General features: G+C 31.0%; 16 protein-coding genes. 4 read left to right on the forward strand and 12 right to left on the reverse strand.

Annotation, left to right across the window (positions count from 1 at the left end):
- Nucleotides 1-16: 16 nt before the first annotated feature.
- The gene (locus tag ACJMLB_RS01905; RefSeq protein ID WP_405323165.1) at nt 17-1,249 is read right to left on the reverse strand and encodes an LL-diaminopimelate aminotransferase; all 1,233 of its coding nucleotides are present in this window, start codon (nt 1,247-1,249) and stop codon (nt 17-19) included.
- 444 nt (nt 1,250-1,693) lie between these two features.
- Between ACJMLB_RS01905 and ACJMLB_RS01910 the strand changes: the two genes are divergently transcribed.
- Nucleotides 1,694-3,544: a hypothetical protein gene (locus tag ACJMLB_RS01910; protein WP_405323167.1), complete on the forward strand. Its 1,851-nt coding sequence runs from the start codon at nt 1,694-1,696 to the stop codon at nt 3,542-3,544.
- 559 nt (nt 3,545-4,103) lie between these two features.
- Here the strand turns inward: ACJMLB_RS01910 and ACJMLB_RS01915 are convergent.
- The 3 genes from ACJMLB_RS01915 to ACJMLB_RS01925 all read right to left on the reverse strand — a co-directional run bounded on the left by ACJMLB_RS01915 (nt 4,104) and on the right by ACJMLB_RS01925 (nt 8,175).
- The gene (locus ACJMLB_RS01915; protein ID WP_405323169.1) at nt 4,104-5,765 is read right to left on the reverse strand and encodes a putative glycoside hydrolase; all 1,662 of its coding nucleotides are present in this window, start codon (nt 5,763-5,765) and stop codon (nt 4,104-4,106) included.
- A gap of 38 nt (nt 5,766-5,803) precedes the next feature.
- The gene (locus tag ACJMLB_RS01920; RefSeq protein ID WP_405323171.1) at nt 5,804-7,474 is read right to left on the reverse strand and encodes a glutamate--tRNA ligase; all 1,671 of its coding nucleotides are present in this window, start codon (nt 7,472-7,474) and stop codon (nt 5,804-5,806) included.
- 371 nt (nt 7,475-7,845) lie between these two features.
- Nucleotides 7,846-8,175 (reverse strand): TIGR04076 family protein, encoded by a 330-nt coding sequence (locus ACJMLB_RS01925; RefSeq protein ID WP_405323172.1) that lies wholly within the window; start codon nt 8,173-8,175, stop codon nt 7,846-7,848.
- A 573-nt stretch (nt 8,176-8,748) separates the two neighbouring features.
- Between ACJMLB_RS01925 and ACJMLB_RS01930 the strand changes: the two genes are divergently transcribed.
- The 3 genes from ACJMLB_RS01930 to ACJMLB_RS01940 are packed head-to-tail and all read left to right on the forward strand — an operon-like array spanning nt 8,749 to nt 10,971.
- On the forward strand, nt 8,749-9,249 hold the full coding sequence (locus ACJMLB_RS01930) for a hypothetical protein (RefSeq protein WP_405323174.1): 501 nt from the start codon (nt 8,749-8,751) through the stop codon (nt 9,247-9,249).
- A 47-nt stretch (nt 9,250-9,296) separates the two neighbouring features.
- Nucleotides 9,297-10,112, forward strand: a complete 816-nt coding sequence (locus tag ACJMLB_RS01935; protein WP_405323175.1) for a class I SAM-dependent methyltransferase — start codon at nt 9,297-9,299, stop codon at nt 10,110-10,112.
- Between the two features lie 28 nt (nt 10,113-10,140).
- Complete coding sequence (locus tag ACJMLB_RS01940; RefSeq protein ID WP_405323177.1) at nt 10,141-10,971, forward strand: class I SAM-dependent methyltransferase; 831 nt, start codon at nt 10,141-10,143, stop codon at nt 10,969-10,971.
- An 82-nt stretch (nt 10,972-11,053) separates the two neighbouring features.
- Here the strand turns inward: ACJMLB_RS01940 and ACJMLB_RS01945 are convergent, their stop codons facing one another.
- The 8 genes from ACJMLB_RS01945 to idsA form a co-directional block, all read right to left on the reverse strand.
- The gene (locus ACJMLB_RS01945; protein WP_405289087.1) at nt 11,054-12,223 is read right to left on the reverse strand and encodes an aldo/keto reductase; all 1,170 of its coding nucleotides are present in this window, start codon (nt 12,221-12,223) and stop codon (nt 11,054-11,056) included.
- A 129-nt stretch (nt 12,224-12,352) separates the two neighbouring features.
- Nucleotides 12,353-12,763 carry a hypothetical protein gene (locus tag ACJMLB_RS01950; protein ID WP_405289088.1) on the reverse strand — a complete coding sequence of 137 codons (411 nt, stop codon included), beginning with the start codon at nt 12,761-12,763 and terminating at the stop codon, nt 12,353-12,355.
- Between the two features lie 12 nt (nt 12,764-12,775).
- Nucleotides 12,776-13,039 carry a zinc-ribbon domain-containing protein gene (locus tag ACJMLB_RS01955; protein ID WP_405289090.1) on the reverse strand — a complete coding sequence of 88 codons (264 nt, stop codon included), beginning with the start codon at nt 13,037-13,039 and terminating at the stop codon, nt 12,776-12,778.
- Nucleotides 13,040-13,116: 77 nt separating this feature from the next.
- Nucleotides 13,117-14,034 carry a manganese-dependent inorganic pyrophosphatase gene (locus ACJMLB_RS01960; RefSeq protein WP_405323179.1) on the reverse strand — a complete coding sequence of 306 codons (918 nt, stop codon included), beginning with the start codon at nt 14,032-14,034 and terminating at the stop codon, nt 13,117-13,119.
- Between the two features lie 843 nt (nt 14,035-14,877).
- The gene (locus ACJMLB_RS01965) at nt 14,878-16,698 is read right to left on the reverse strand and encodes a type I restriction-modification system subunit M (RefSeq protein WP_296855592.1); all 1,821 of its coding nucleotides are present in this window, start codon (nt 16,696-16,698) and stop codon (nt 14,878-14,880) included.
- Nucleotides 16,699-16,742: 44 nt separating this feature from the next.
- Nucleotides 16,743-17,306 carry a restriction endonuclease subunit S gene (locus ACJMLB_RS01970; RefSeq protein ID WP_295604643.1) on the reverse strand — a complete coding sequence of 188 codons (564 nt, stop codon included), beginning with the start codon at nt 17,304-17,306 and terminating at the stop codon, nt 16,743-16,745.
- A gap of 822 nt (nt 17,307-18,128) precedes the next feature.
- Entirely contained in the window at nt 18,129-18,887 is a 759-nt protein-coding gene (locus ACJMLB_RS01975) for a hypothetical protein (protein ID WP_405323182.1), read from the reverse strand.
- A 261-nt stretch (nt 18,888-19,148) separates the two neighbouring features.
- Nucleotides 19,149-20,144: a short chain isoprenyl diphosphate synthase IdsA gene (gene idsA / locus ACJMLB_RS01980; RefSeq protein ID WP_405323184.1), complete on the reverse strand. Its 996-nt coding sequence runs from the start codon at nt 20,142-20,144 to the stop codon at nt 19,149-19,151.
- Nucleotides 20,145-20,192: the final 48 nt, after the last annotated feature.

Below are 20,192 nucleotides of genomic sequence, written 5' to 3' on the forward strand. Positions count from 1 at the left end.
ATATCAATACTAAAATCTAGAAGGATAATTTAGAAATTCTGCTCATAGCTTCTTTAGTGTTTTCCAAGGTATTGAATGCAGTTAATCTTAAGTAACCTTCACCGCTTGGACCGAATCCGGAACCAGGAGTACCGACAATATTAGCTTCTTCCAAAAGCAAATCAAAGAAGTCCCAGGATTCCATGTCATTTGGAGTTTTTACCCAAATGTAAGGGGAGTTGACTCCACCATAAACATTCAATCCAATATCGGATAAGCTTTCACGAATTATTTTAGCATTTTCTAAGTAATATTCAATGTTTTCCATAATTTCCTTTTGACCTTCTTCTGAGTAAACCGCTTCTGCAGCTTTTTGAACAGGATAGGAAACTCCATTGAACTTAGTGGTTTGTCTTCTGTTCCATAATGCATTTACTGATTGCTCATTGCCTAGAGCATCCTTGATTTTGATATCCTTAGGAACAACTGTATAAGCGCAACGTGTACCGGTAAATCCTGCAGTTTTTGAAAAGCTTCTGAATTCAATAGCCACTTCTTTTGCACCTTCGATTTCATAGATGGTATGAGGCACATCATCTTCAGTGATGAAAACTTCATAAGCAGCATCGAAAAGGATAAGCGCATCATTTTCCTTTGCATACTCTACGAATTTAGCCAATTCCTCTTTAGTTAAAGTGGTTCCAGTTGGATTGTTTGGGAAACAGAGATAAATCAAGTCAACTGGCTCACTAGGAAGTTCAGGTACGAAATTATTTTCTTCTGTACAAGGAAGGTAAACAATATTTTCATACATTCCATCATCCTTAATGTTACCGGATCTTCCTGCCATTACATTAGTGTCAACATATACTGGGTAAACAGGGTCAGTTACTGCAATAACGTTATCCAACGCAAATATTTCCTGGATGTTACCGGTATCACATTTTGCACCATCTGAAATGAATACCTCATCAAGGTCCAAATCCACTCCCCATTTATTGAAATCATTTTTAATGATAGCTTCAGCTAAAAAGTCATATCCTTGTTCAGGACCATATCCCATAAATGAATCAGCTTCAGCCATTTCATCCACTGCATCCTTAAAAGCTTTGATTACAGTAGGGACTAATGGTTTTGTTACATCTCCAATACCCATTTTGATAACATTCTTATCAGAATTTTCTTCCATATATTTAGCTGCACGTCTATTTACTTCAACAAAAAGATAACTATTTTGCAATAAAAGATAGTTTTCATTAATTTTAACCATGTTTATACCTCAGACATAATTTAAAATTTAAATAATTAAAATTGTTAGTTAATAAATCTAAAACATCAAATTATAATTAATATACCCTTTAAAAATCTAAAATATCTAAAATTAACTTAATTAATAATTTCTAACTAAATTTCTAACTATTTAACACTTAAATATTTATTAAATATATTATTTAAAATTGTTTATTATTAAAATGAATTCATAAAAAAATTTAATAATTTTTTAAAATTCACACTAAAAATTTTTACTCAAAAGCTAGTTGAAAACTAATGTATAAATAAAATAAAAAAGATATACATATAATACTATAAGATAACCTATACTTTACTATATTATACTTATATTGTTCTATATTCTACTTACTAATTGCATAGTTATGCATATGTTTATAGAACTTGCTTAAAGATTTAAATAAGATTAATTCGGTGAGAAAAAATGAAAGAAATGACAGCAATATTGCTTATTCTCATAGCAGTTATTGGGATAATTTCCATAATAATTGTTAAATTATACTATAGAGAAAAGGAAAAAGATAATGACAAGGAAAAACTAGAAGAATTCATCAATAGCACTAGATCAGATTATGATGATGAGAAACGTAGAAGAGTCAGAAGGTCTCCAAACAGAACCCGTGCTAATTTAAGTGAAGCTCAATTATACGCAAATATTATTGATGATGTTGAAAATGGGGAAATGGGCTCAACAACTGCTTTACTTAGGCAAAGAGCAAAATCTATGGAAGATGCTCCTAAAAAACAACCTAGAAGGACTAAAAAACCTAATAAAGTTGTCCCTAAAAAGGTTAATAGAACCCCTGAAAGAGTGAAAACTCAAATCAATAAGGAAGAGGAAGTTAAATCTTTCCAAGAGCCTATTAAACCTGAACACACTGCAACCATCAACAGTGCAAGACAAGAAGAAAAACAACCTGAAGCTCGTCAAGTGCCAATGACTGAAAAACAAAAGGAATTCATTGCAAGTGAAGCTAAAAAGTTAGTTGTTGAAGATGGTGAAGGCAGTGTCAAAGTTGTTAAATCTGTAAAACCAGCTGAAACAATTGAAGAAATGAAAGAATCTGCAAAAATTGAAGAGGAAACTGCAAAAGCAGAAACAAAAGATGATATAGTTGAAAAGGCTGAAGCAGATACTGCTGAATTGATTAAGAAAATTGAAGAAGCTAAAGGAGATGTAGAAAAATTAGCTGACACTAAAATGGAAGCTGAAAAAGAAGCAGATATCAAAGAGGAAACTGAAACTGCTAAGGAAGAAACTGAAACTCCTAATATCGAATCTACTATCGAAAAGATTAAGCAAGCATCTGAAGCTAAAGAGGAAGCTGAAGCAGAACCTGCAATAGAAACTAAATCTAAAGAGGAAGCTAAAGCAGAAGTTCAAAAAGAAGATTCTCAAAGTTCAGACGATGTTTATTATGATGATTTGCATATCCTCTTGAATAAGGATGAAAAGGTGGAAGTGGATGAAAGCCCTGAAAATGATTTTGTTACTATCAATTCCGGTGAAGAAGAAAGAATCTCCACTGGAAATGAATTAATCAACAATGCTATCAAATCCATTAGAAACTTCAGAAAAGCTAATGTTCCTCAAGAGCCAGTTGTTGTTGAAACTAAGGACGATATAGTCCCAGATGATTATGCTCAAGACTTAGGAGATGGAATTGAGTATATCGGAGACACAATTACAATAACTCCAATCCATGAGGAAGAAAGGGATTTAGCAATCAATCAACCTAATGAAGATGTGGACAAAATCTATAAGGAAATCAACAAGGAATCCTACAATAAAACAGAAGACGAGGAATTGTCTGATTCCTATGATGATGTGACTGATGAAACCTCTGAAAAAGATGCAAATGTCTACACCAAAGAGGATTATAAGAAGATTGAAGCAAAAGAAAGAGAAAAAGAACGCAGAGCACAAAACACTAAAAAAATTTTAGGATCAAAAGGCATTAGCGAAGAAGAGCTCCGTAAAAGGTCTGAAGCTAAAGCAAAATCCAAACGCACTAGAAAAGCTGCTCCTGCTAAAGAGCCTGTGGAAGAAGGTCAAAAAAGATTGATGATGCATAAGGCCAAAACCGATGTTGAAGAGGTTTATATCAATGGAACCTTATTTGAACTAAAAGTAGGTCAAATCGTAATCTTTGACATCAATGGTGAAAGCTATTCAAGTCAAATCTTAAGACTCAAACCAGGCTACATTGGAGTAAGATACAGATCTAAAAAGATTTGGGTCAAATCCAATACAGTCAAAAAGATTTTAAAATAATTTATAGATTAAATAGTTTTTACTATTTTAATTCTCTATTTTTAAATCTTAAAACTTAAATTTTTATTAAAAATAAATTTATTTATTAAAAAACCGAATTAATCTTTAAATGAATTTATTTCCTTTTCTTTACTTTTTTTATTTAATTATTTTTATTTTATTATCCTCTTTTAATTTTTTAAAAAATATTTTATTTCTTCTCTTTCATTGCCTAATTAATATCTTTTAAAAAATTGAATGTTTTATCTTTTAAAAAATTGATATGTGGATTAACTCATCAATCAGCATTAATATATCACATAAGTATAAAATAATTATATATTTGATTCATTAAATAAGCACTTACTAAACAAAATGAAAAAAATAATTGGCAATAAAATTAATATTTTTTGTGCAATCTATGTTGCAATTTTGCTTTAAAGATAGAGGCAAATTATTAATTTTACATTAATAATGATAGATTTTCAAGAATTATTATTTCAATAACCCCATATTTAATAAATAAAAATTAAAAATAAACTAAAAAGCTAAAATAAAAAAAAGAAAAAAGAAAAGGTATTTAAACCTTTTTAAAATTTAAATACCTACTTACACCAATTCTAAATAATACGACTCCTTTTGCTCCACCTTCCATAGCTGCTTTTGCATCTTTAAGAAGAGTGGAATGACTTAATTTTTTAGGATTGGAATCAGATTTATATGCTTGCAAACCAGTCCAAACTTGAGCACCATTAGACTGTTTAACAAATGCTTTTGTCACAGATGTAATCCATGGCCTATCTTTTTTATAGTTTCCCTTATAAACCATTGGCAACAATACATCAGAGTATTTGCTTATTGTTGAAACATCTTGCCCATAATATTCGGTCATCTTACTTGGTTCGGGCATAATGGCTGCGGAAACAATGCAATTCGGTTTAATCTTATGGATTTCATTTGAAGCCTTTTTCATGAAGTAGTTCATTGCACGATTAGGGTTTTCATACTTATATGCTTTACCTCCAAAACGCACATAATCAAAGTGAATGCCATCAACACCTTTTATTTTCGCATACTTCTTAGCTTCCTTGATCTTCTTATTTAAAAAGGAATATTTGATCTTGTTATTCGCATCAATAGGCCTTACCCATTTACCCCCTTTATAACAGACCTGCATCCATAAATGAACCTTAATGCCATTTTTATGTGCTTTTTTAATAAAAGATATTACTGCAGATTTACCGTGTGCAGATATTGCTTTGACGTGAAGGAAAATGTGTTTGGTTCCTTTTTTTGCAAGGGTTTTAAGATTAACCTTTTTCATATCTGAAGACCATAACCAATAACCATTTCCTTTAGCTATTTTTGGTTTGACTTTAATCTTAAAATAACCGTTTGACGCTAAATAAGGAGCATTGCTTTTATAATAGTAATATTTTACAGTGTATGTTCCTTTTTTAAGATTTAAATAAATTTTAGCATTCCCGTATTTATTTGTTATGGCTGTGTAAGTTTTGCCTGCAACTTTAAATGTCACTTTCCTATTTTTGATAACATTATCATTGGCATCAAGCAATTTTACATAAAACAAGCACTTGGAACCTTGACGATAATTAATGTACTTGTCACCAATTTTTAATTTGGTTTTAATAGGAGATTCTATAATCACTTTACAGGTTTTGCTTGCATTTGTTGTCAAATCATCCCCATCATAAAGTATTTCAGCTAAATAAACACCTTTAGTTAATTTGACATCTAACTTAACAACACCATTTGCATCAGTGATCTTATCATATATAATACCATTTAATAATATTTGAATAGGTTTTGAAGATAATGCAGTGCCATTTGCTGTTAATATAATGCTTATTGTGGTTGTAAATGATTCATATCCATTAACATCCGATGCAGTGAGTGTAGAATTTGCCTTTTCATCCAAAACTTCATTACCATCATCATTAGAGTCACCACTACCATCCCCAGTAGAATCAGTACCATCACCACCAACAGAGTCACCACTATTACTGTCATCTGTTGAATCAGTACCATCACCACCAACAGAGTCACCACTATTACTGTCATCTGTTGAATCAACACTGAGCATCTCTTCTCCACTTAGAACTTCATACGCTTGCCCAATTGAATTATCATCATTGATCAAAATTCCACTATCTTCCGCTGAAACTGCAGTGATAGACAGAAATATCAAAGTGAAAAACATTAAGAATAATACTTTTTTCATATTAACCTCCATATAAGTTAATTAGATAAATATTATGCTTATTTATGAGCATAATAGAATATTAATTCATCATCTTTAATCTCATCAAGCCTTGCAAAACCGAATCTTTCAAATTGAACAATATCTCCAACTTTCAAGTCCTTGCAATCAACTTCACAAAGCCCTTCAGTTACAGAAGCATCATCCATAACAACTTTAGCCTTAATCGCATCAGTTGGAACCCATTGAATGATTCTTGCTTTTGCATCTCTTGCATCTTCAAAGGATTTGCTGTGGAAAACAACATCATTATCCTTGATTTCAACATTAACTGCATCCATCAAACGGCTGATTCCATCACTTAAGTCAGCTTGAGGGATATAAACTTCACTATTGAATACAAGAGTTCTGTTTCCCCTTTCCTCAAAGTCAGGGTGCAATGGCCTTTCAATAGCTAATCCTAAATCTTCTTCAGGCACATCAGCAATATCTATTTTGACAGGATTTGGAACAAAGAAGTACCTGTTTACCTTTTGTTCAATGATATTTCTGTTTAAGCCGTAAATCTTTTTCCAGCTGATTGCAGAGTCAGACATTTTAATACCTATCTCCACCATCAATTGGGTAATTGTTTCAGGTTGGATTCCTCTTCTAGCAATTGCCTTTAAGGTTCCAAGTCTAGGATCATCCCATCCACTGTAAGTGCCGTCTTCAATTCCAGCCATAGCCTTAGAGGTACTTAGTGCAATGTCTTCCATTTTCAATCTGCCGTAATGGATAAATTCAGGAATTTCCCAACCCATATGCTGGTAAAGATACTTTTGCTTTTCACTGTTTGCAAGGTGGTCTTTTCCTCTTAATACGTGGGTCATGCCGAGCAAATGGTCATCTACAGATACAGAGAAGTTCATCATAGGATAAACCCTGTATTTAGTGCCCATTCTTGGATGTTCCTCTTCAACAATTCTCATTGCTACCCAATCACGAATAGCTGGATTCTTATGATTTATATCAGTTTTAACTCTAAGTACCGCTTCACCTGCTTCCATCTCAGGGAACTTTTTCCAAAGTTCCATGTTTTCCTCTACGGTATTGTCCCTACATGGGCAAGCTTGACAGTTATCCTTAAGCTTTTTGAATTCTCCACCATCACAAGTACACATGTATGCTGCTCCACGCTTAATTAGCTCTTCAGCATATTGGTAATATATTTCAAAACGATCACTTTGATAGTACACTTCATCAGGTTCGATTCCTAACCATTTCAAATCTTCCTGGATTAATTCATAAGCAGGTTCGTAAATACGTTTTGGATCTGTATCCTCAATTCTCAATATGAACTTTCCGCCACATTTCTTTACATATTCCCCATTAGGAATAGCTGCCCTTGCATGTCCAATATGCAATGGACCACTTGGGTTTGGAGCAAAACGCATTACTACATCCTTGTTTTTACCTGGAAGCTTTGGAAGACCTTCCTCTTTCTTTTGCTTTTTCTCTTCAACAGCAACTCCCAATTCTTCCATTTTTACCTTTTGTTCTTCCGGAGAGAGTGCATTTACCTGAGCTACAATCTTACCAGACAAAGAACCAATTTCCTTAGCTCTTGGTCTAAGTTCTGGCTCACTGCTCATAATGGAACCCATAACAGCTCCAGGATTTGCACTTCCCTTATGTTTAGCAGCATTCAATAATGCATGTTTAAATACAATTTCTTCTAATTCATCCATAAATATCACAAATAAATAAATTTTTAAAAAAAAAGTGTTTATATTAAAAATATTTTACAATAAATTAAATTAATAATTTTAATTAAAATTATGTTATAATTTATGAAACTAAACTTATATAAATATAATTAAAAATAGGTAATAAATCAAAGCACAAAACTTTATCAAAATTAAAAATAGGTATAAATCTAATATGAATGTAATAAAATTACAAACATATTAGATAGGCAAATCTAATAAATAGGTTTAGCAACGAATTTATCAGACAATAATATCTTTAAGTATTTTGATATTTAAATTATTTGATATAATTGCCTATTTGAAAGAATAAAGAACAGATATTTAGTTATACCTAAATATATCTGATAAATTTAATTTTCTACATCAGCCTCAACATCAGTAGCTTCAAGTTTCATAATTACTGGCCTTAAGCCATCATTGCAGGACACAATAGCTACTCCGGGAGTCTTAATCCAGTCCTCATAGTACCATATTTCACTTGCTCCATGAGCTAATGCAAATACATATTGATAAATGGCTTTCCATGCTTCATCACAAAACCCTTCAGGTTTAGCATAATCTGCATAATACACTTCACCTTCTTTCATTAAAGGACAAGTGGATAAACCATCAACACCATATTCCTTAGCAAGATCTTCTTGAAATGTTGTTTTTAAAATTGTAATCTTTACTTTCTTCATAATTATAAATTTGTAGTTTTTTGTAATTAAAATTAATGTGATGTAGATAAATTAGTACAAACAAATGAAATTTTTGACATGAAATGATATAAATGAAAAAACGATGAATATTTTTATATGTACTCATAATAAGATATGATTTAATCATTCATCTTTTTAATTAAAATTAATGAAAAAATAATGGAAAAATTTACTATATGAAACTATGTAAAAAAAGCGGATTTTAATAAATAAATTTCTAATAAAAAAATGGTTTTACTGTAGCAAATTTCAAAAATTTTACAGTAGAAATACACCTCTCTCTAATATATGAAAATTTTTGTCAAATAATGAATTTCCTTTATAAAGAATTAGAAAAAAATAAACTAATTATAAATATTAGGCAATTAATAAAATTATATGATGATGAGAAAGATCAAATTTTTAAATATGATAGGCAATGAAAAAAATGATTGATATATAAAGGAAAATTCATGAAAAATTATCTATTGTATACATTGAAAATGAAATGAAAATTCTCTATGAACAAAAAAATAATTTACAAATACTAAATAATAAAAGGTGGAATATAAAATGGATGGAAAATTGGATATAGATTCTTTTGAAAAGGCAATTACTGGTTTAAATAAAAATTTAAGTGATGTAGGATTGTTATTTAGAGCGAATATGCCACTTCTTGCAACTGATGCAACACAAGAAACCAAAGAGAATTGTGTTGACAAGATGTCTGACAGAATAGCTGAATTGCTTGATTCATTCAGGGAAAGCTATTCCTACTACAATGACTTTTATGAAAAGATGAAAGAGAACATCAGAAATGACAATATAGAAAATCCTGAGGAATACGACGTTTTCTTCAATCATGCAAATGAAACATTTCCAAAGTACATTGATGAGCTTGGACAAAGCATTGACAGCTTATGTGACATTCCTGTAAAGACTGAAAAGTTCGATTCAACAATGAGAGAGCTTGGTGCGATTATTGAAAACTTCCGTTTTGACTTTAAAAGAACATTAGCAGTCTCTGACGTTTATGAAGTTCAAAAGCAAATGAAAGAGGAAAACAAGAATTAAGCATTTTGAAAACGACTTTTTATATATGATTCAAATATGGTGATAAGATGGCTTTCCAAATTAATGATCCGGAAGAGATAGATTGGGCTTATTTCTGGGCAAAGAAGCTTGAAGCAAAAAAGGATAGAAGCAAAGATTGGAATAAGGCAGCACCGAATTTTGGAAAGTCTGCCAAAAGAGATGACTATCACACCAAATTGATTGAAAGGATTAATGTAAACAAAGAGGAAACTATTCTTGATTTAGGCTGTGGTGACGGAACTATAACAATTCCCCTTGCTAAAAGAGCGAAAAGTGTCACTGGAGTTGATTCTGCATATAAAATGCTTGAAATATTGAATGAAAAAGCTCAACAGGAGAATATGGACAATATCAAAACAATTGAAGAGGATTTGAGCAAAATAACAATTGACAATGTAGGAAAGCATGATATTGTTGTAGCCTCAAGATCATTGAATGGAATTCTAAATATAAAGGAAACCATTGCAAATATTAATGAAATAGCTAATAAATATGTTTACATAACCCTTTTTGGACCAAACAACTGGAAAATTGAAAAGGAATTCTATGATTCAATCAATAAGGAATATGTTGAGTTTCCATCTCATAGATACTTTTTCAACATACTTATAGATATGGGAATCTATCCAAATGTGGAAAGCCTGAACATAGGCCATGAAAGGGAATACGAAAGCATTGAGGATGCTATGGATAATGGTAAATGGAGATTGGATTTCCTAAATGATGAGGAGAAGGAACAGTTACACATATACCTTGAAGACATTCTTGAAGAGAATAAAAATGGAAAGCTTTCAAATCCAAATGATAAAGCAGATTGGGTATTGTATTGGTGGAAAAAATAATCTTAATAAATTATAATATAGGTGTATCATGAGATTAGAAGATGAAATAAACCCTTTAGAACTTGATTGGGAATACATTTGGCAAAAATCTCTCAAAAAAGGATTCAAAAAAGAAAAGGATTGGGATAAGATAGCTAGCGAATATGGCAAATGGCTTGAAAATGATGATTATCCTGATGTTTTGCTCAACGAAATGAGAATATCTTCTAATGATACAGTTCTTGATATAGGTTGCGGTGAAGGCACAATTACTAGAAAAATAGCTAAAAAAGCAAAATCAGTTACTGGAATCGATAAATCAGAATTGATGCTTGAAGAACTAAATAAAAAGGCCAAAGAGGAAAATATAAAGAATATTAGAACTATTCAAAAGGACATTAATGATTTAAGTGTTGAGGAATTACGCAATTATGATATTGTACTTGCATCCAGATGCTTAAATGGAATAGCTAATATAAAAAATACATTATTAACTCTTAATGAAATTGCAAATAACTATGTTTATATAACTGTTTTTGGATCTTCAACCCACAAATACAAAAAGGAAAAGGCAAAAATAGCTGGAAAACCATTCAAAGCAGGAACAGACTATATGGTTTTAGTTATGCTTTTAAGAAGTCTTGGAATTGAAGCAAATGTTCTTCAATTGGAATGTAAAAATCTAAAGGAATATCATAGCATCGAAGAAGCAATAGACAGGTCCATTTGGAGACTTGGAGACTTGGAAGAAGAAAACAGAATTGCTTTAGAAAATTACTTTAAGGAAATATTCACTAAAAATGAGAGAGGAAACTGGGTTAATCCTAAAGATAAAACTGATTTAGTATTGATTTGGTGGAGAAAGAAGGATAGAAATTAAATAAATAAAACAATAAAATAAAAATTAACACTATTTTTAAAAAATTAAAAAATTAAAAAAATAAAAAAATAAAATAAAAAATTTATACATAATCTTCGTCATGGAAGAAATCAAACACCTTTTCCATTTCTGCAGGGATATCGATTCCTTGTGGACATTGAATATTGCACTCACCACAGAATGTGCAGCTGTCTGCTCGTTCATCCTTATTAACTAACCAGAAATAAGGGGCTGCTGTCTTATCAATATAATCTAGACTTTTTGCAATATTATACTGCTTGAAACAATGTGGAATGTCCACCCTATTATGGCAAGGCATACAATATCTGCAACCAGTACATGGAATCTCTTCCCTTGACTTATAGACTTGAGTGACATCCTTAAGGATTTGCCTATCATGCTCGCTCATTGAATTTACATCACAGTTTTCTGCAATGGCTATATTCTGTTTTACTTGATCCATATTACTCATACCACTGAAAACAGAAGTTACAAGAGGCTTATCCCATAAATACTCAAATGCCCATTCAACAGGAGTTCTTTTCTTATCAGCAGTATCCCAAAGTGCTTGAACCTCATCAGGAATGTTATTGATTAGGCTTCCACCTCTGAGAGGTTCCATAATTACATTTCCAAGTCCTGCCATTCCAACAAACTCCAAACCACCAAGACCGCTTTTATAGTCCTCATCAAGGTAGTTCACTTGAGTCAATATGACATCCCACTTGTCATAGGAATCCATAATGCTGAAGAAAACATCCAAGTCATCGTGGAATGAGAAACCGACATACTTAGCTCTTCCATCCTCAAGAATGCTGTCCAGGAATTCCAATACATCCATACCATATAACTTGTTCCAGAAGTCTATCTTAAGGGAATGGAGCATGTAAACATCAATATAATCGGTTTGCAATCTTTCGAGTTGCAAATCAAGGAACTTATCCATATCTTCTCTTTTGTTTACAAGCCAACCAGGCAATTTGGTTTGAATGACAACATCATCACGAATGCCTCTTTCAGCAAGGTACTTGCCTAAAAATGGCTCAGCATTTCCTCCTAAGTTCCTGTTTTTACTATGAAAAGAATAAGCGGTATCAAAATAGTTTACTCCATGCTCAATTGCATAATCGAACATTTTTGCAGCTTCCACCTCATCAATCTCATAAAAATGCTCCTTATGAGGTAAACGCATACATCCAAAACCTAAATTAGATACTTCTAAATCAGTTTTTCCTAATTTTCTATAAAACATTGTGTCACCTAAAACAACATTTAATTAATTATAATATGTTTTTCGAAATATATAAAAATAGCTAAAAAAGTTTTAAAAATATAAAAATAAGAAAAAAAAAGAATCAAGGAATTTAGGGCTAAAAAATAGCTAATCCAAGTAATTTTCCACATGATTAAAGAACAGATACAAGTTAGGCTCTACTTTCCTTAAGCGTGTCTTGTATTCAACCAATAAGTCAATCCTTTCATCATCACTTAAGTATTTGCCATCATAAATCAATGGGATATCAGCCAAATCCCCCATAAATAGAAGCTTGACTTGATCCTTTGTCAAAATGGATGAGAACTTAAGGATATTATCGAAATTCTCTTCGGTGAAATCCAAGCCCACGGATTCCAGATATTCCTTGAATTTATCGATTTCCTCTACATATATGGGAACCAATTTAACTGCAATATCGTATTTCCATTCATCATCCCAAGGATGCAATTCACTTAATTTTTCTATTAGAAAATTAGTGGAATCCTCTAAATTGTCCCCAAATTGATTGAAATCCATTCTATCCCTAAATTATCCTATTGACATGATAAGAATTATTATAAATAATATTATAAGCACACCACAACATACAGAACCAAGATCATTGGAACTGGAAGAGCTGCTAGCATTTGAAGTAGTTGTAGTTGTTGTAGTGGTAGTTGAATTATTAGTGGAAGATCCATTATCCCTTAAATTGGTGCTGAAATCTGGAGAAACCAATTTACTTCCACAATTTCCACAGAATGTTGCAACATCCTTATTTTCATGACCACAATTTGGACAAAACTTTGACATTTTTTACCCCCTCATAATAAAATATTTTAAAAAAACGAAATCAAAAAATAAAATAAAAATTAAACCAAAAATGCCATTTAAGCATTTTCAGTCATTATAGGAACCACTTGTTTCTTACGGGAAACAACCCCTTCCAATAAGACAGTGTTATCCTCTAATTTTACACCATAAGCTTTTTCTACAAGTGCAGCATCCTTACCAAGCGCAATTACTTGAGAATTGCTGTTAACAATATCAGTGATTAAAAGCATAAATAAGTCTAAATTCTCATCTTCAATGATCTTTTCCATGCCTGCTTCCAAATCACCTTTCATTTGCATTACATCAGTAATATCTGCAGTGTTCACTTGATTTACAATGGATTTTACATCTTTAAAGTCAATTTGCTTTGCATCTAAGCTTAAGATTTCAGGAATAGAGAAACTGGACAAGTCAGTTCCAGCCTTTAACATTTCCAATCCATAAGATTCATAATCAATTTCAGCGATTTCTGCAAGCTCTTTTACTGCTTCCTTATCATCTTCAGTGGTAGTTGGAGATTTTAAAAGCAAGGTGTCAGAAATAATTGCAGATAACATTAAGGAGGCAATGGTTTTATCTGGAGTGAATCCGTTTTCCTTATATAACTTTAATAAAACAGTTTCAGTACATCCTACAGGTTCTGTTCTGATAAATAATGGGTAAGAAGTTTCAAAAGCTATTTTATGATGGTCTACAAGCTTTAAAATCTTTGCATTTTCTATATTGTCAACAGATTCGCTTGGGCTGTTATGATCTACAAGAATAACTTCTGCACCATCTTCAACTTTTTCAATTAATTCCGGAGCTTCAATATCAAAGTAATTCAATACGTATTCAGTTTCTTTGTTAAGACTTCCTAATCTACATGCAACGACATCATTACCTAATTTGCTTTCCAAATCAGCCATAACAAGGCTAGAGGTAATTGAATCAGTGTCTGGACTTTTATGACCAAAAATATAAGTTTTACTCATTTTTTCACCTATCAAAATTGGATAAATTTTTATAAAAATAACAATTATAATATTGACTTTTCACATTATTAAATATTTATGAAAATTTAAAAAAAGTTAATTAAAAAAGATTATTGTTTAGAACTTAGATAAAAAAATCTAAGCTCTAAACCTGAATTAATAACTATACCAAAAAAAGAAAACTAGAAACTAATGTAAAGGGGGTGATATGTTAAAAGAATATTCTAAAAGTATAGTTAATAATTCTATGAATATATTTTATTTTTTAACTATATAAATAGTTATCTATCAATAGCGCAAAAAACTAGCTATTTACTCTTAAAAATTTCAAATAAATTTAAAAAAAGTAAAATATAATTAAAAAAAGTAAAATATTAATCTATTTTATTTATAAAAAAATTTGATTATTCCAAATAGAGATAAGACGAATGTAATGATTTCTTTAAAGTATTATTTAGAATAATCAAAAGAATTTTATCAAAGAGATATTATGTATTAATTAATGAATAATCCCATAATAAATCCTTGATTAAACTCGTAGTTTTAAGTATTTTCCGATAAGAGGAAACTGTATAATCCAATGAATTTATCTTAAGACAATAAGATTGTTTCACCAAAAAATACACGTTCCTTGATTATAATATTATTTAAATAAATATAAACCCTTGTTCCAAGAGCATTTGAAAATAAATAAATAAATAAAAATAAAATCATTAATTAAAATGAAATAAAATAAAATCGAATTTAAATTAAATTAAATAAAATTAATTAAAATGAAAAAAATAAAAAAAGATTGTTTGAAAAAATAATTTAAAAAAAAGATAAAAAAGAGAATATCAAAATCTACCTAAATAAGTCATTTTCAATGTTTAACTCCCTATAGGTCTCTTCAATCTCTCTTGTAACCATATTAATCTCATCACTTACAGATTTATGTCTTGATACCAACTCATCATAGTCGATGTCTTCACCTTCATCTTCGTAAGTATCAACATAACGAGGAATGTTTAAATTGAAATCATTTTCTTTGATATCATTTAAGCTTGCTCTGTGGGAATAACCTTCTATTTCTTCCCTATTCCTATAAGTGCTTACGATTTTAGAAATATCCTCTTCCTGCAAATAGTTGATTAATTTGGTTCTATCAAATCCTTTGGAAGCATCAATAAAGAGAACATCATCAGATTTCCTGTTTTTCTTAAAGATCATCATACAAGCAGGATTATTTGTGCTGTAGAACATGTTTGCAGGTAGTCCAATGACTGCATCAAGATAATTGAATCTTCTAACAATCATCTTTCTTATTTTTCCTTCAGCTGCAGACCTGAATAGAACTCCATGAGGAGCAACGACAATCATTATTCCATCTTTATTCAAGTGATAAAGCATATGCTGAATGAATGCATAATCCGCTTTTGAATGTGGAGGAAGAATATTATATTCCAAAAACCTTACATCATCAAGAAAACTCCTGTCAGCGGTCCATCTGGAGTTAAATGGAATCTGAGACACTACAGCATCAAATGTATAATCCAAATGCTGTGGCTGCTCCAAACTATCCCCTTGCTTTATGTCAAAGTCCTTATAATGGATATTATGCAGAATCATGTTTTCCCTTGCAATATTATAGAATGATGCGTTAAGTTCCTGACCACAGATAAAATCACAAGGCAATTCCTTATTTATCTCTAAAAGCAAGGAAGCTGAACCGCAACATGGATCGTAAACGGATTCAAGCTTTGATTTCTGGGAAGAAATCAATTTTGCTATTAAAGTGGAAACCTCATTAGGAGTATAGTAATCTGAGGAATTTGATGAATTCAAGGAAAACTCACTCAATAGATATTCAAAACTGTTTCCAATCAAATCATCGATATACTTTTCATAAGTTTCATCTTTGTGATAGCTATCCTTTTTTAAACTGTATTCCTCTGAAATTTCATGATCTAAGCTATTCTCTTCTATAGAATAATTAGGCTCTATTAAATCACGTTCCATTTTTTTATCAACTAAGAAATTTAAAGAGTCGAAATCCGCCTTAATGTTATTCATTTTTCTGTAACGCTTATCCCTTGAATATGAATAATCAGATCTATTGAATTTTCTATTGTCAAGAATTGATTTGCTTAAAAGAGTGTTGTTCCTGCTTTCCTTATCCAAATCAAAATTAACTGGCCCCAATGCATCCAATATATTGAATACAACACGATTCTTATCATCTATTGTCTTCCCCAATTGAGATGCATATAAGTCCACTCCTTCAAATAGGTTCTGGAAATCCTCTTGACTTTCTCTTCCCACTGAAGAATCGCTGATTTCTGTGAATGCCTTATCCAATTCCTCTATAATAATATTTCCATAATTCTTTGAAGAGACAATGTTTCTATATAAGAGATTAGGTCTTAAAAAGTACCCTATATCTTTAATGGACTTTTCTCTTAAGGATTTTTTATAAGCTTTAAGATTATAGGCTTCTTCAAAATTAATGTTTTTCGCTTTTAATCTGTTTTTAATGTAAGCCTCTAGTTTTTCAGATAGATACTTATAGGAAATGAAACCTAGGAAATACTTTTGAAACTCATCATCAGTTAAGAAACCAATCTTCTTTTCCCTTTTCAAATCTTCATAAATGGACCATAATTGACGTCCTAAAACATTCTCCATATCATAACCCCAAATTTAAATAATTATAATCATCAACTTAAAGATCACTTATCCCCTAATCTCTCCAATAAGTTCTTCATGATCAATTTCTCATTCTGTCTTTCCAATTCAATTAATTCCTGGTTTAGATTGATTCTTTTGTCCATCAATTTAAATAATCTTCCATATTTCACTTGAGTTTCATAATCAGGTATAGGTAAAGTAATTTCTTTTAGGTGAGTGGTTTTAATGATTTTTAAGGTAGTTCCTTCCACGATTTTATGCAATTCCCTTGGAAAAATGTCACTTTTAAGAAGATGGTAGATGAAATCCACATCAAATCCTTCCCTAACCCTTACAACAGCATAATACATAGGGATGATTATTCCCTCCTCTTCAAGCTTGCTTACAGTAGATCCTGCAAGCAAGATCACAATGTCATCTTTCCTGGAGTAAAACTTAGGATTTATATCCTCAGAAACAAGTTCAATATCAGTTTCAATTTTTGAGCTGTCTTCATATGTCTTCTTCAACACTTTCTGCTCTACTGTAATTCCTTTTTGATAACGTTTGACTCTAATTCCAGTGAAAATGTCTGCAATCTCATCAAACTTATATTTTTTAATCATATACTCACCTAATGGATTAAAATAAAAACATAACAATATTTCTATATATTATTATATAATTACTTGTTCTTAAAGTTAAGGGCATAATTAATAAAAAAAGAGATTATGGAAATGAAAAAATAAAATGATTAAAGATTAAGGGAAAAAAGATAACACCCCCATTACCTTTTTTCCTGAGGATAAGAATCACCCCCAATTCCTATCCCAAACGTAAAGAATATAATTCACCCCCAAATTATATTCCATGGACATCAATCGAAATAATCAAAGTTTCATAAGCACATGATTGAATAAGAATCACCCCCAATTCCTATTCAAACAAGAAGGAATATAATTCACCCCCAGTTTATATTCCTTAGCTTATGAATAACATAAGATTGATTTCAGCTTTTTAATTAACCATTTTTTTATAATTTATTTGATATTAATTTGGATATTGATTTGGATTAGATCTTATTTTTTCAACCATTAAAATTTAGTGCATACATATGAATAACGAATCAAAGCAAAAGGTGTTAAAGTCAAACATTTTAGAGAGGTTGAATCTGCACCAATTCACTATTTGGAAACATTTTTTTAGTTTCTAAATTTTAATGAAACTTTTAATGATTGAAAAAATAAGCAAGACTTAATTTTACTTAAGTTTTTTCTAATCACAATAAGTATTATACACAAACTAGTATATAAAGGTTTCGTTCTTAAATTTAATGACACTACTCTAAAATCATATGACATATAATATTTATGAAAAAAACAATATAAAGAAGAGATAATAATCAAAATAAATTAAAAAAGAAAAGAAGAAAGAGAAAATAATTAAAATTAATTAAAATCTTTATTATAGGCCTCTGTATCTTCTACACCATTTGTATAATGCTTATTGTTTACTGTGTCAATAGCTTCATTAGGACCATGTAGACGGTCTATATGATGAACACCGTTAGCATCATCATATTCTCTAATATAATCTGCATCCTGACCAGACCAATAATAACCTGCAGGCACATTGCTTGATGAAGATTGATTGGAAGCAGACTTAGTACTGTCGACAGCAGCACTTGCATTATCAACAGCACTTGCATTATCTCCGGTTATGGTTTCTGTACTGTTTGTTTCTTCATTGAAGTATTGATATTTTACAGAAGTAATCATATGCTCCAACATTTCAGGATCTTTACATATAATCAAAATGTTGTCATGGGTTACATGATTTCCAATGAAAGCCATATAAGTTCCATTTTCCTCATTATGCCAAATGGCTTGATTTCCTAATGTTTCCTGAACGGAATTTGATATAAAATCATTACGGATATACTCCAATTCAACCGCGGCAACCTGATTGCCTTGTGCGCTATTGAAATACATCACTGTTAAATCATGCTTAGTGTCATTAATAAGGTTAATTCCATTATGAACCACAGCAGTTGTAGATTGATCACTTATTGGCATTTCTATGCTTGAAGTGTTTGTAAGGCTAACTCTATTATATTTTACAGTCTCATCATAATTCAATAAAAAGAAAGAGCTAACCAAAACCACAGCAATCACTAACAATACCACTAATAAACGTCTTAAATCCACATAAACCTCCCCATTAACTAATTTTTTTAAAACTAGTAATAAAATAGCTTATTATAATTATTAATTTAAATTAAATTATTTATAAACTTAACTTAAAAAACTTATAAAATGAGGGTAAAATGGATTAAAAAAAGTAAAAATCGATGCAAAAATTTAAAAAAAGTAAGAAAATGAAAATAAGTTAAAAATAGATACAAAATTTAAGAATAATTAATAATGAAAATAATTAAAAAAAAATAATAAAATAAGAAAATACTAAAATTAAGAAGACCTGTCTATAACAAAATCGGCTAAAGCGATAAGCATTGCTTTGGCTTCAGAGTCAGGCAATATTTCGAGTACTTTCTTAGCGCCATCAACGTTTTCTAAAGCGAGATTGTGAGCATATTCAATGGAGCCATATTTATTGAATAAATCAATAGCTTCATGAATGTTTTCTTGTGAAGAATTTTCTTCTTTTAAGATTTCAAGCAATCTTTCATGATCTTCGCCTTCAGATTCAGCTAATGCCTTAACAACCATAAGAGTCATTTTACCTTTAGCAATGTCACTTCCGACAGGTTTTCCAAGGTCTTCCTCATCACTGATTACATCTAAGTAATCATCTTGAATTTGGAAAGCAGTACCAATCATACGGCCGTATTCATATAATGCGTTGACAGTTTCATCATCTGCTCCACCCATAATTGCTCCTGCTTTAGTAGCTGCAGCAATCAATGCACCGGTTTTCTTAAAGATCATTTCAGAATATTCCGCTTCCTTCACATCAAAGTTTCCTTCAAAGCTCATATCGGAAGCTTGACCTTCACAGATTTTTACACAAGCATCTGCAACAGTAGCTAATGCATTTGCAACATTTGCAGGGTTTGCATTTTCCTCTTTTGAATCAATTACCATTTCAAATGCTTTTGAGAATAAGGTATCTCCTGCTAAAATAGCTACAGGTTCATCCCATACCTTATGTACGGAAGGCATTCCTCTTCTCATGTCATCATCATCCATGATATCGTCGTGGATAAGTGAAAAAGTATGAATAAGCTCTAAAGCAGCAGCAGTTTTCAATGCATCTTCCTTTTTTCCTCCAACTGCTTCTGCAGAGATTAAAGTAAGAGCTGGTCTAAGCATTTTACCGCCAGCTTTAGTTAAGTAAAGACAAGCATCCTGTAAATCCTGTGGTTCAATAACACTAAGATTCTCTTCAATGGTTTTTACAACATCTTTTGAATATTGTTTTAAGACATCAGTAACATCAGACATAATTCTCCCTCTAGCATAATATTTATTGATACTTAATTAAATACTTAA

It is taken from the genome of Methanobrevibacter sp., from assembly GCF_045114555.1.
Lineage (GTDB): Archaea > Methanobacteriota > Methanobacteria > Methanobacteriales > Methanobacteriaceae > Methanobrevibacter.